10 protein-coding genes are annotated in these 14,090 nt (G+C 38.9%); 6 read left to right on the forward strand and 4 right to left on the reverse strand.

What is annotated here, in order from left to right:
* Positions 1 to 92 precede the first annotated feature (92 nt).
* Both FAX86_RS05705 and FAX86_RS05710 read left to right on the forward strand, forming a co-directional pair.
* Positions 93 to 506: a hypothetical protein gene (locus FAX86_RS05705; RefSeq protein WP_144392378.1), complete on the forward strand. Its 414-nt coding sequence runs from the start codon at positions 93 to 95 to the stop codon at positions 504 to 506.
* The gene (locus FAX86_RS05710; RefSeq protein ID WP_144392379.1) at positions 503 to 694 is read left to right on the forward strand and encodes a helix-turn-helix transcriptional regulator; all 192 of its coding nucleotides are present in this window, start codon (positions 503 to 505) and stop codon (positions 692 to 694) included. Before FAX86_RS05705 ends, FAX86_RS05710 begins: the two co-directional genes overlap by 4 nt.
* A gap of 131 nt (positions 695 to 825) precedes the next feature.
* Here the strand turns inward: FAX86_RS05710 and FAX86_RS05715 are convergent, their stop codons facing one another.
* On the reverse strand, positions 826 to 3,408 hold the full coding sequence (locus FAX86_RS05715; protein WP_164503475.1) for a TonB-dependent receptor plug domain-containing protein: 2,583 nt from the start codon (positions 3,406 to 3,408) through the stop codon (positions 826 to 828).
* Between the two features lie 450 nt (positions 3,409 to 3,858).
* Here FAX86_RS05715 and FAX86_RS05720 point away from each other — a divergent pair, with 450 nt between their 5' ends.
* Together FAX86_RS05720 and FAX86_RS05725 are read left to right on the forward strand one after the other, a co-directional pair.
* The gene (locus tag FAX86_RS05720) at positions 3,859 to 6,171 is read left to right on the forward strand and encodes a TonB-dependent receptor plug domain-containing protein (protein WP_164503476.1); all 2,313 of its coding nucleotides are present in this window, start codon (positions 3,859 to 3,861) and stop codon (positions 6,169 to 6,171) included.
* Positions 6,172 to 6,298: 127 nt separating this feature from the next.
* Complete coding sequence (locus FAX86_RS05725; RefSeq protein WP_144392382.1) at positions 6,299 to 6,451, forward strand: DUF3149 domain-containing protein; 153 nt, start codon at positions 6,299 to 6,301, stop codon at positions 6,449 to 6,451.
* A gap of 4 nt (positions 6,452 to 6,455) precedes the next feature.
* Here FAX86_RS05725 and FAX86_RS05730 read toward each other — a convergent pair whose 3' ends face one another.
* Positions 6,456 to 6,752, reverse strand: coding sequence for a hypothetical protein (locus tag FAX86_RS05730; protein WP_144392383.1), 297 nt, complete (start codon positions 6,750 to 6,752; stop codon positions 6,456 to 6,458).
* 8 nt (positions 6,753 to 6,760) lie between these two features.
* A complete protein-coding gene (locus FAX86_RS05735) occupies positions 6,761 to 8,059 on the reverse strand; it encodes a threonine/serine exporter family protein (RefSeq protein ID WP_144392384.1) in 1,299 nt (432 codons plus the stop codon).
* A gap of 127 nt (positions 8,060 to 8,186) precedes the next feature.
* On the opposite strand from FAX86_RS05735, the gene FAX86_RS05740 reads away from it, so the two are divergent.
* Positions 8,187 to 12,626, forward strand: coding sequence for a two-component regulator propeller domain-containing protein (locus tag FAX86_RS05740; RefSeq protein ID WP_144392385.1), 4,440 nt, complete (start codon positions 8,187 to 8,189; stop codon positions 12,624 to 12,626).
* Positions 12,627 to 12,630: 4 nt separating this feature from the next.
* Here the strand turns inward: FAX86_RS05740 and FAX86_RS05745 are convergent, their stop codons facing one another.
* A complete protein-coding gene (locus tag FAX86_RS05745; RefSeq protein ID WP_144392386.1) occupies positions 12,631 to 13,170 on the reverse strand; it encodes a tetratricopeptide repeat protein in 540 nt (179 codons plus the stop codon).
* A gap of 235 nt (positions 13,171 to 13,405) precedes the next feature.
* Here FAX86_RS05745 and FAX86_RS05750 point away from each other — a divergent pair, with 235 nt between their 5' ends.
* The gene (locus FAX86_RS05750; RefSeq protein ID WP_164503477.1) at positions 13,406 to 14,053 is read left to right on the forward strand and encodes a Crp/Fnr family transcriptional regulator; all 648 of its coding nucleotides are present in this window, start codon (positions 13,406 to 13,408) and stop codon (positions 14,051 to 14,053) included.
* The last annotated feature ends 37 nt before the right edge of the window (positions 14,054 to 14,090 follow it).

Here is a 14,090-nt window from a genome sequence, read left to right on the forward strand (position 1 = left end):
GATTACTTTATGTAAATTACATTTGACATTGAGGCGTTCCCGGAGTAGCTTAAGTAAAGTAAGCTTTACTTAATGACAAAAGGAGTAGACATATGACTGTTTCCAAAACTTCTCTCAATGAGCGAACCAAAAACAGTACTCGACGATTATTTTACTGGAATTTGGCTTGGGTGTTGTCTCTAGCTCTAGCGACCTTCGGGCCAAAGTATTTTTGGGATAATAGCGTTATCGTTTCTTTAATCACTATTGTAACTAACTTGGTTATTGGCTTGGGAATGATTAGAGCAAATATTATGCATGTAAAAGGATTAGATGAGTTACACCAGAAAATTCAATTGGAAGCAATGGGCATAACTTTAGGGTTAACTTTAATTGTAGGTATTGCATACACCACTCTAGATATCACTAACGTAATTCCTTTTGATGCAAAAATTAGTTTTCTAGTGATCTTTATGGGTTTGTCTTACTTAATCGCGGTTATTCTTGGAACGAGGAGATATCGATGAAGAATCGGCTTAAAGTTTTGCGAGCTGAGCGAGACTGGACGCAAGCTGACCTGGCTGAAAAACTGGATGTTTCGAGACAAACGATTAATGCGATTGAGAAAGGAAAGTTTGATCCCAGTTTACCGCTAGCTTTTAAAGCAGCACGACTTTTCGGGCTCACAATTGAAGATATATTCTTAGAAGAATAAGCAGACTAACCTGGGCAAGTGCAATATTCAAACTTTTTTGAGACATATCAAGTTCCTTATCAAAAAAATCGAGCACAATAACTCATTAACTTAGATTCATATTTTACTGCTTTATAAAATCTTTGCTAAATTTAATCAAAATTTTGCTGATACTTTAAATAATAATATCGACCATCTATTGGATAGGGAGACTGAAATGGGTAAATTTCACCATCATTTGTTGGTGGCGAAGGATGTCGTTCAGGGGTGATATCGAATATATTTTCTACTCCAAATGATAATGAATGATTGTCATTATATTGATACTTTACTGACAAATCCGTAAGAACACGATCACTATACTCTCCATCAAAACTTGTAGAAATATCATTTGCTACTATAAATTTTCCAAAATGAGACATTCTTAAGTTCGTTGTCCACTTATTAATTTTATGGTCAAAACTTAAAACATACCGCCACTTTGGCAATACATTTTCTAGTGCTATCTCTCGTAACTCATTAATAGCTTCACTTCCTGGCTTTAACCTTGTATGTGTATAGTTATAGTCAAATGATATGTGGCTCACCCCAAATATGGATTCAAAAGAATAATTATATCCAATGTCAATTCCTTTGGTTAATGTTTCAAAATCATTAACAAAAAACTGAAAACTATTAATGCTGTTCGCACTGGCTACACCTTGTTCAATCAATTCTTGAATAATACTTTCGACTTCAGGAATTGAGCGATCAACAATAATTGTTGGGCTTAAAGTGATTCTATCTGACAAATCTATTCGATAGAGATCTGCTGTTATTTTCCCAAAATCACTATCAAAAAGAATTCCCAAAGATACATTCTTAGATTCTTCTGGTTTTAACGACTTTGCTGTCGGTGAGTTAGGAATAGCGTCCGATAAAGCTTGAGCCAAAAGAGAACTAGGAGGTAATACTCCAGACTCAAGAATACCTTGAGGTGTTACCAAGGTTGATGTTCTTCGACTATTTAATTGAGCGGGTGTTGGCGCTCGGAAGCCTGAACTAACAGTAGCTCGTAATCGTATGTTGTTGCTTAATTTGTATAAACCACCAATCTTATAATTATTTGAACTACCAAATCCGTCGAACTCTTCACTACGTATTGCGGCTTGCATAACAAAGTTTTCGGTCCAGTCAGTTTCAGCCTCCAAATAAATAGCTCGGTTTTCTCTTTTAAATCGACCAGCAGCTTGAGGTGTAAATCCGGAATATCCATCAACGGCACTTAAAAATCCTTGATCGGCTAATATTCCCGGTTGATAACTATCTTTTTCTCCTTGCAAAATAAAAAACTCTTCTCGACGCCACTCTAAACCTCCAGATAACACAAGCTCAGATGCTAGTCCAACATCAATACCATAAGATGTATCTATGTTTATATTAATATCTCTTTGCTTATTTTTACCTGGAGTAATTCTTCTGTTGGGATTAGAGTCTGGGTTAGATGGATTCAAACTATTTAAAAAATAGTATCTAACAGAAGAAGCGCCCATGTAAGCACTCAGGTCATATCGTAAACCATTACTAGTTTCAGATTCAAACCCAACTAATGCTCCCTTATCTTCAACATCGCCCGAAAAAATTGGTGTGTAACCATTTGGTAGCTTTTCTGCAAGTGCGTAACACTCATTATCTAGCGCACCTCCATTAGAAATTAATTCAAACCCAGGACTCGTTAACGGATTATTTTGAATAATATTTATAACGGGACAATCTATGTTATTTTCAGGATTTAAATCTCCAACTAATACTGTCATACCATCATCATTTGAGTAACGACCTGTTCGATCGGCTCCATTCGGAGTTCGATAATAAAAAACAGTATCAATATATTTATTACTTAAATTTAAGTAACCATAAAAGTTGCTTTTAGAACCAATTTCATAATCAAAATTTAATAGTGCCTTGTAGTTGTCTTTTATATCAGGTCGCCCCCAAGTTTGAGCTGGATCTGGAATATTCGGATTAACGATTTGAATTAACGCTGCATCAGCTCTTTGCTCTTGTCTTTCCGTTCGTTTTTCATCAGAGGATTCGAATGCGAAATGATAATTAAAGCCTTCTTGGGTATGCCCTCCAAAACTCGCTGATAGTTGATATAGTTCACCGTCACCTTTCGATGTTCTGCCGGTTAAGAGCTGAATTGAATCATCTCCTTTTCCATTTTTTAAGTTAAAGTTAATGACACCAGCAATCGCATCCGAGCCATACTGTGCGGCAGCACCATCACGAAGGAATTGGATACTACTGATCGCGCTAACGGGAATTGAGGAAATATCAGGTCCTTGAGAGCCATCTGAAACTCCATTGCCAATATACGAAATAGCACCACCGCGATGACGTCTTTTACCATTAACCAATACTAACGTTTGATCAGGTGCAAGCCCTCTAATATTAAAAGGACGAATCAAGCCTGCTTCATCCGAGTTTGAATGCGTAGTTAAATTAAACGAGGGTATAAGCTTTCGAAGTCTTTCAGTAACGTCAATACTAAATTGAGTATCGAGTTCTTTCTCACCAATTAAGTCATAAGGAGCAACACTATCTGAAGTAAAACCAGCTGAAATTTTTCTCGAACCAACAAACTTGAGTTTCAATAAGTCGTCCAAACTCATTTCAAATAAATCATCAGAACTCACTTTCTGTAAATCTACGTTTAAATCCTCGGCTTTAATTAGCGAGATTTTTAAGCACATTAAGAAGGCAACTAAGATTTTACTTTTCATTAAATGAGTTTAATTTTTAGAAGAGCAGTAGATTTCCACAAAGTCTGTTGAAGTCGAATAATTAGATTTATAGCTGTTATGGTTTCAGTTTATAAAAAAAAATTGATAAAGACCCCAAAATAAAATTTCATTAAGAGATAAAACAGCCCTAGGTTGGGCTCACTTATTTAAGTGAGCTCTCATATTATTGTAGTTACAAATTACGAGTTATTCATGATTCTTAACTCTCGATAGGTCAATACAAATTAAAGTAAACAAATTATTCTCATCATTTTTAAAAATATCATATAGAGATTTAACCTTTAGTAGCAGTCTCTAGCCGGTTAATAACCAATTATGCTAAAGCTGAATTTATGGTCTATAACTATAAATACCATTCTGGTGCATAAGTACAAGTCACAACTAAGAAGAGGTAGGATCATGAACAGAAAGGCGACGTGCCTGACTCTAGCAGCCGGGGCATTATCATTTCAGTCATTTGCTTCTGATGAGTTGTCCAGCATTTCACTTGAAGATTTGCTGAACATCGATGTTTCAGTAGCGTCAAATGTAATAACAGATGCGCGGAAGCAGCCAGTATCTGTAAGTACAATCACTGCTGACAAAATCAGACTGAGTGGCGCACGAACGGTTAGCGAATTGCTCACAATGTTTGTTCCGGGATATTTTTTGGTAGAGGATCAGGACGACACCATAGCCGGCTTTCGCGGTCTCGTTCCTGACAACAACTCAAAAGTAATGCTTCTTCTTAATGGCACCAATCTGAATACCGAGTGGTTCTGGGGTCCGCCAGACGCTGTACTCAACGGACTTGATCTCGCCTTTATCGATCGTATCGAAGTTATAAGAGGACCTGGTTCAGTAACGCTGGGTCAAGGTGCGCTCTTGGGCGTAGTAAATATTGTTACTAAGAAGGGAGCTTCCGAGCAAGGCATGCTGTCTTATGATTCTGGTGCAGATGGCCTGACCAAACGGACAGTCAGTGCCCGATTTGAAAATGAAGATACCAGCGCATACATCTATGCGAGTTTCGGTGAGTATGATAGCGAACCTCTAGAAAATATAGGCTGGGCAGCCGCTCGAAGTGATCAAGGTTTAACTGTATTTGAACGTAACCATCATCTTAAACGTGCTGCCTACACGAACTTTTTAGCTAACATTTCGCATTCTGGATTTGAGGCTAACATTTTTCGGTTTGAACAACAGCGTGACTTGTATAACTTCTTTAGAGATCGGGAATCCGTTGCACAGGACTTAGAAGGTGCGAGCTTAACTTATAAAACTGATATTTCCGATTCAGTAAAGCTGACCTTGGCCGCAAAGTACATGAAAGATGATTATGGCTTGTTTGCCCATGGTAATAACGAAGAAGTGGTATCCCGTCTTTCATACGAACTTACAGGAAGCGGTTTTTCATCAATAATTAGTTCTGTTCCTGGTCTAGCCGATAGCGCTGTCGAACCAGGTTTGACTATGGGTGGAACAAGAGAAACACGAAACGGCTTCAAAGCACTATTCAATTGGGAAATCAGTGAAAATAATAAAGCAGCGTTCGGTGTTGAGTACAACACGTATAAGTCAGGACAAAAAGACAGCCGTGGCAATAACTTCATCATAAACGAAGAAATACAACGACTCGGTCTTGCTAGTGATGGTGCAGGAGGCTTCATTGCGACTGGCAGTGCTAACGATAATAATGCCTGGGTTAAACCTAATAACTTTTCTATAAAAAGTATCTTTTTTGAGGACTTTTGGACCGTTAATGACAAGCTCGATGTATTCGGTGCTTTCCGTTGGGACTCGCATCCAGATTGGGGGTCTCAAGTTAGTCCTCGAGTAGGTGGCTTTTTTGACCTTGGAAACGATCAACTATTACGCTTTACTTATCAAACCGGGTTCCGTGGTGCCGTTGGAGTTCAATACGCAGGTGGTTTCGTGCAAGATGGTTTTCTTGCCGAGGAAAACTTCGATGACGTAAACGCAATAGCCGATACTATTGCTGACTTTGATTTTGATGGCGATGGCTCTAACGATACTGGACAATTAAGCAGTGTGAAACCAGAAACCATTGAGTCAATAGAAATTGCGTATTCAAAACAGACGGAAAGCCTAAGATTTACTGGCGTACTTTTCTTTAATACTGTTGAAGATATATTGACTGCTCAAGCTCACGGGTACGATGGCCTTGCTTTCGGCGACACAATCGGAACCGATGCAGTCGGTACCTGGAATGGTAACTGGTACTATCAAAATCAAGATGGCAAGTTAAAACAACAAGGCATAGAAATCGAGTTCGATTATCAAATTGGTAATTGGATCCTTGGAGCCAGTCATGCCAATGTTCAAGTTGCGTCAGCCGATCCTGGCACTATAGGTGTTTATGTACTGCCTGGTGAGAAAACAGCGGCGTATCCTGAAAACGTTACTCGACTGCACGTTAACTACAATAACTCGACAAGTTTTGGACAAGTCTCTATGAGCATCAACGACCTATGGTTTTGGGAATACGATGCACCAACAGGAGCGTCTCCAGACGGTGCTCACTTAATAAACTTTGGAGCTTCGTTAAAACCTTCAAGTATGCCAAAGCTGACTACGAGCCTAATATTGAAAAATATTCTCGATGCTGATGAACTCTATCCTATCAATGGAACGGGAAATTTAGCAGGCGCAGATGGAGCTCCTACCATCGAGCCGAGAACTTGGTGGCTTAATGTAAGTTATCAATTCTAAAATATTAAAATTTCACTAAGGGCCTAAGGGCCCTTTTTTTTGTCGGCTCATTTCTTGATCAAGATCAGTAACCCCTCACCAAAATTAATTAATATAAAGCTCATCATCTAAAGAAGAGGTTTGAGCGATGGAAATCTGGAAAGAATTATTAGGCACATATGAAGGTCAGTTGAGCTTAGCAGTAATTATAGTCGTTCTAATAATGGGCGGATTTTATACTCGTATGTTTGTAAAAAATGCACTAGCACCCAAAAAAGACGAAGAGAAAAAAGCTCATTAATGATTTACAGTTTTACTACTGCTAACTCGGTAATTTTTCCTTGCTCAAAGCTAATTTGGCAAGCGTATGTTTGAAGGCTAAATGTAGAATTTGTAAGCTTAAATTCCTCAATATTTTCTGAATCAGTTTCAAGTTTTTCATATCCCTGTTCTTCAGCTAACTGGTAAAAGAGAGTTAGCTGATTACCAGGAGAAAACTGGCTGCAAAACTCGTATGTCAATGTTTCGGCTCGATTCGTCGTATAAGCCATGTAAGAAAATACAATTGCAATAGCAAGCACGATTGCACCATAAATTTTCATTAATACTCCTATAATCGGGTATCAAGATCTTGTAGTGAACTTGCTTTTGGCAATGTCACCAAAGACGAAATTAACAATCCTGAAACTAGCGAAATTCCGACCAACGTCATATCAAACGCTGTATCCAAACCTCTTACAACGTCATGTTCTACTAGCGCAGTTAAACTTCGAAACCCGACAGAACCAGGAACAAGTATAATAAACCCAGGAACTACCATAGTCGCACCCGGAACACCGGTAAACCTTGAAACTAAATTAGCACAAACGCCAACAGCAATCGCACCACAAAATGCAGTCATCGCGTTATCGAAATACAAAGAAGCGTATTTAACAGATGCAAAAGAAACCATACCTCCTAAAATAACGAATCCGGCATCTCTGACTCGTGCCTGAAAGAGCACAACTAACGCCATTGAGCCAACTAAAGCTGCTAACCAATCCGTCCACGCAGGCAAGGACTCAAGAACAACAGAATGCGTGGGCCCAGTTAAAGGTAATAACTCCGCCAAATGATTACCAATTACAACTCCAAAGGCCATTAGAATAAATACACTTCCTGCACCAAAAATACGCGCAGTACCAGACATTAAATTTTGAGTGGCTAACTCAGCCATAGCAATCGTCAAAGACAAACCTGGTAATAGGACGATTAGGCCAGAAACAACCATAATAAAAGCTTCTGACCCCGGTAAAAAATGGGCCGTTGTATAACCAACTAAGGTCGATAATAATGCAGCCGTTGCTGGCAATAGATGCGCTAATAGTGTGACTCTGGCACTTAAAATTGTTAGTAATCCAAGTCCAAAACCAGCCGCAAGTCCACCAAGAATTTCAGATATGCCCCCTCCAAAAAGACGTGCCACTGACCCAGACACAAAAGTAAAAGCCAAAATTACCAGCCATATAGGATAGGTTGGAGAGGCTTCATTAATGACTTTTAGCTGATCAGCACCATCTGCGGTCGCCACCTTTCCTTTCATTACTTCATGAGCTATGTCACTGACAAGCCGTAGTTTTTCCAGATTAACTTCTCCTGGAGCTACGCGAATTACAAATGTTTGAGGTACATCATCTTTATCCATCAATGTCATTGTTATGCTGGTGGGCAATGATAAACATTGCAGACCAAACCCTAATCGCTCAGCACAAGCTGAAAGGGTTGTTTCTAACTCGTACGCAGGTACACCATAAGTGTGCAATGCCTTAGCTAATCTAAGGATAAAACCCACTGGTTGATGTCTTTCTGGCGCATTTGGAACATCGTCCAATGATCGCTCATCAACATTTGCTTGAGGCATTTGCGCCATGGTTTCACTCCAACTAGTATGTCTAAAGCACTTGAAATTGGATGCCAAAAGAAATACGAATATACTGCGTTTCTTTATAGCAAGAATGAGTTAAACTAATAATAGAATATAAAATGTAACTCTTTGAATGAAGTTAAAATTTTCTTTATTTTCCAGTACAGTTTTCAGACTGAGAAAAGCCTCATATTTGCTTTTCTTTTGCCTGCTCGTGCTTACAGGAATTCAAACTGCTCATTCAAACAGCTATTTAGAAAAACTTAGTTTCAACCACATCACCAGCGCAGAAGGTTTACCTCAAAATACCGTCACTAGCATTATCCAAGATCGGCACGGTTTTCTTTGGATAGGGACACATTATGGATTACATCGTTACGATGGCTACGAGTTTATTTCTTACAATTATGATCCACGTGACGAAAATTCAATATCGAGTAATGTAATAACAGCAATACTTGAAGCGCCCGATGGAAAAATTTGGGTTGGTACGGCACAAAAAGGGCTCAATAAATTTGATCCTGAAACGGGTAAGTTTACTCGCTACACCGCGTCAGCAAGTGATTTTGACAGTATAAGTCATAATCACATTAACGCCTTACACATTGATAAGCAAAATCGATTGTGGATTGGTACGTCCAATGGGTTAAATCTTTACCAAGAAAAAGAAGAAAATTTTGTATACATCTACTACAACCCCCTTGATGATCAAACAATTCCTCGAGGTAGCGTAACTGCAATTAGTAGTGATGGGCAAAATAATTTGTTTGTCGCTACAACAGAAATGCTTAGTTGGTTCGATACCCAACAAATGACATTTAAACGATTTTCTGAGCCAGACTCACCAAGCCGAATTACAGAGTTATTTTTAGATGAAGATAATACGTTATGGATTGGCACCCAATTACAAGGACTATTCCACTTAAATCAAAGAAATAATCGGTTTAAGCAGTACATTCATAATCCGAACGATAAAACGACGATTAGTTCAAATTACATTCAAACTATTCTTCGCGACTCCAAAGGAAATTTATGGATTGGAACCGAACAAGGTGGACTTAACTTAAAACCTCGCGCAAGAAAACAGTTTTATCATTTTCAAAAAAATGCTGCCGATATCCACAGTATTTCTATCAACGATATACTAACGGTGACTGAAGATAAGAGTGGACAAATTTGGATAGGGACAGCTGGAGGAGGCATTAACAAAACAACGCCTCACTTTCAGAATTTTTCCAGGCTTCAACATTCTCCCTTTGATACAAATAGCTTGTCTCATAACTTCGTGTGGAATATTAAACAGGATAAGAACGATGATATCTGGTTTGCAACTTTAAGTGGCATTAATCGTTATACTCCCGAAACTCAAAACTTCGAGCATTTTCAAACTCTCTATGATCAAGATGGAAGAGAAATTAGTAATCGAATAACAGCGCTAACCACAACCCAGGATGGTTATATTTGGTTTGGCACACAGCAAGGACAAGTTGTACGTTTTAATCCATCCGAAAGTGGCAGAGCTGAAACCTTTGACCGGGGAAGTACTGATAGTTTTATTCCTGGCCGATTTAGTAATAATCGCATTCGACTTATGATGCGCGATCGTATGAATAATATATGGGTTTCAACGGATGAAGGACTCGCTGTACTTTCCTCTGAAAGTGGTGAAATCATCGAGGATTTTCGTGAAGCCTCAATGGGTGAGCTGGGGACATCCGTCGTCTATACAATTTTTCAAGACGATCAGGGCATAATGTGGTTTGGAACATGGGATAGTGGTCTACAAAGATACGATCCTGAATTTAGGCAAACACGTACTTTTCAGAGCCAAACGAATAACCAGTTTAGTCTTAGTGATAATACCGTGCGCTCTATTCATCAAGACAATCAAGGTAACTTATGGATAGGTACGCATAATGGTCTCAATTTATTAAATAGCGAAGACCGAATTAAAGGAAATTTCCGATTTTACTCTTTCACAGAAAACGATGGTTTACCCAATAATTCTATTTACAGTATCACTACGGATGACTCAGGATATCTTTGGGTCGGAACGAATCGTGGATTAAGTCGATTTCAACCAAGTACCAAAGAGTTTAAAAACTTTAGTATTGTGGACGGTTTACCTGCAGCAGAATTTAATGGTAACTCCGTTTTAAAGTCGAATGACGGTTTACTGTATTTTGGTAGTGTGTCCGGTGTTGCAGTTATTAATCCAAATGGAATAACGTCGAGCCAATACCGACCTCCGCAAGTATTTACTCAACTCAGCATTAACGGAAACAATTATTTTGAGAACAATCGTTGGTCGCCTCTATCCGAGGTTGTTTTAGAATACGATCAAAATAATATACAACTAAAATTTAGCGCATTAGACTTTCAAATTCCTGAGAGAATTAAATATGCTTATCGTTTAGATCCTTATGAAACAGAGTGGAAAGAAGTACAAGGGAAAAATAGCGTTCAATATGGAAATTTATCACCTGGCATTTATACATTTGAGTTTAAGTCTACAAATAGCGATCAGATTTGGTTTGAAAACATAAAAACTCTCAAGATAACTATCAATCCTCCTCTTTGGGCGACATGGTGGGCTTATTCTCTCTATGTATTCCTACTTTTATCACTAATTGGTTGGTACATGTACCGACATTCCCAAAAGCTCCACGAACAGCAACGCATTAATGAACACTTACGACGAGTGGACAAACTAAAAGATGATTTTCTAGCAAATACGTCACATGAGCTTCGCACACCTCTAAATGGTATTATCGGCATCGCAGAATCTTTGAGAGAGGGAATTGCAGGCCAACTAAATGATAAAACTTTAGGTCATCTGAATTTAATAATCGATAGCGGAAAACAACTTGCTCATCAGGTCAACGAGATTTTAGACTTTAAAAAATTACGCCATCATGGATTACTGCTGAATAGAGGATTAGTTGACCTACGTGTTGCTTCAAAAGTTGTCATTAATTTGTTAAAACCCTTAGCGGATGAGAAGCAATTACAACTAACCAATTCTCTGCCTCAGTTTTTACCACCTGTCTATGCGGATGAAAATAGATTACGACAAATACTATATAACCTAATTGGTAATGCGATTAAATATACAGACTCTGGTTTTGTAGAGATTACGGCTAGAGTAGTCGACGACGTTGTAGAAATGTGTATAAAAGATAGCGGAGTTGGAATTCCAGAAAATAAGAAGTCCGTTATTTTTAAACCATTTGAGCAACTCGAAACGTCAGGTAAAAGTTTGAAAAGTGGTACCGGATTGGGTCTTGCTGTGACAAGACAGTTGGTTGAATTACATGGCGGAAATATCTGGTTAGAGTCGCAAACCGATGTTGGCTCCTCATTCTATTTTACATTACCGATTAATGAGCAACCGGCTACTGCAACTACTACCGTTATTGCAGAGGAGCACAAAGAGCTTCCTCCCATTACTCTAGTAAAGGAAACAAGTAATAAACAAACGCTTCCCGCCGCTGGGCATGCAAAAATACTTGTTGTCGATGACGATACATTAAATCGTCAAGTGCTCAACGACTTTTTGTCGATGCACAATTACTCCGTTACAGAAGCTGCGGATGGATTACAAGCCTTAGAAGCCATAAAAAGGGAGTCTTTTGATCTCGTAATACTCGATGTAATGATGCCTCACATGTCCGGGTTTGAGGCAACAGAAAAGCTAAGGGAGCGATACTCTTTGCTGGAAATGCCTATTCTTTTACTATCGGCAAAAAATCAACCCGAAGACATCAATACCGGATTATCAGTAGGTGCAAACGACTATATCAGCAAGCCAATTGATAGAAAAATATTAATGGCCCGCGTATCTAACTTGCTCATGTTGCGTCAGGTTTACCACTCTCAGCAAGAGCGCGCTCAATTAAAAGCGATGGAACAAACTTGTGATCAGTTAAGTCGTTACTTTCCCAGACCTCTTGTCGAAAGAATATTAGACGGCGATGAAATGAAGGATATTCAACCCGAACGACGTTGCATCACTGTTCTATTTGCAGACCTCGTCGGCTTTACTCAATTTTCAGATAGATTTGAACCCGAAACAGTTACTGATGTGCTAAATGAATTTCTAACAGAGATGAGCAAAATTGTCGCAAAACACCAAGGGTTGCTCAATGAAGTACTCGGTGATGGACTTGTAATATTATTTGGAGCATTAGAGCAACTCGATAAGCCGTCTCAAGCGATCAAAGCTATAGAACTAGCTATTGATATGAATAAAGCGATCGAATCTCTTTCTGAAAAATGGCGAGCAACAGGATTGGAACAACAACTTAATTTACGTATTGGAGTTCATCAATCTTACGTCACTTTGGGCAACTTTGGCTCTGAAGAAATGATAGTTTTCAGAGCTATCGGAAGCGGTGTAAATTTAGCTGCACGCATTCAAGCTCTATGCGAGCCTGGTGACGTATTAGTAAGTTACCCAGTATTTGCTCAAGGAGAATCAGTTTATAACTTTGAAGAGTTTGATGAAGTAAAGTTTAAAGGATTCAATCACAATCATAGAATCTACAAACTAATAAATCAGAGTGAGTCGTAATTATTTAACTGGTTTGATTGGGTTCAGGAAGTTTTGCTAGGCGTTTATTTTCAGAATCAATCCAACGTTTCACTTTAACAATCCATTCTTCAGCGCTCCGTTTATCTTCATCATTCAGAGTATTAGTCAGCTCTTCAAGCGAAGATTTGGCATTTTTCTTAACATTCCTGGCGACAGGACTTGAGTTTTCGGCTGCGAGCTTAAACCATACAGCCGCCATCATTTTACTTTCTCCAACGCCACTACCTCGGTAATAAAGCACACCCAAATTATATTGAGCACCGGCGTGGTTACGAATTGCCGCTTGAAAATAATATTCGACAGCTTTTGGCAAATTTTGATGGATGGATGTATCACTCGGAGGAGATAAGTATAAGTTACCCAATAGGAATTGTGCGTTAGGATCGCCAAGCTCAGCCTGATGCTTTAAGCGACCAAGCTGAGTAAAATATATCGACGTCCCGCCCTGCCGGTAGTTAGTACTGCCAGCATAAACGAAGTTTATCATCAATATAATTGTTAAAATTACAATTCTAACCGCCATACAACCGGCTTCAACGCTACCTATTCGACACTTTTAAGGAGCAAAACTCGCGCCTTTTTTTCAAGTTAATCTATTTTATTGCTATCAATCTATACTAATAATTACTATTCTATATCAATTGGTACTATTCACACTTGCAAGACACATTGCTTGATAGTCTCCTATTAAGACTAATGTGTAAACAAAGGTCTGCAAGCTGATGATTCAATCAAGTCAAAAACAGAGTATAAAATCTATGGAACTAAACGAATTTCCAATATTTAGCGACTTAGACCAAAACATCACTCAAGAAATAAGCCAGTTGCTTCATTACCGCTTATTTCCTAAGAAAACCCAGATTGTAGTTGAGGGCGATCCCTCACATAGTATGTATTTTATCTTGGAAGGCAGGGTGAAAGTATACCTAGACGACGAAACTGGGAAAGAGATCGTGGTAAATATTCACGAAAAGGGTCAATTCTTTGGTGAACTAGGATTAATCGAGGGAATACCTCGCACCGCGTCAGTCATGACGCTCGAAGATACGCGTCTCGGTATACTTAATGAGCAAGACTTTCAGAAAGCAATGGCATCTTATCCGCAGTTTTCTATGAAGATGATGCATAACTTGGTAACTCGTCTTCGTGAGGCTACAGAGACCATCAGAAAACTGGGTTTAATGGATGTTTATCGCAGAATCGTGGTGACATTTTTAAATATGGCGGAAGAACGCGATGGACAATGGATTATCAAAGAGAAATTAACTCAGCAAAATATCGCTAATCGAGTCGGGGCATCTCGAGAAATGGTCGCCCGAATCTTGAAAGATCTACGGACAGGTCAATATATCTCCATGGACGATGGTTATATAGTGATCAACAAGGCTTTACCGCACTCTTGGTAGCTTTCATTCTTGACTATACAACCACTCAAAAAAACAC

The sequence above is a fragment of the Pleionea sediminis genome, assembly GCF_007570825.1.
In the GTDB taxonomy this organism is placed as follows: Bacteria; Pseudomonadota; Gammaproteobacteria; order Enterobacterales; family Kangiellaceae; genus Pleionea; species Pleionea sediminis.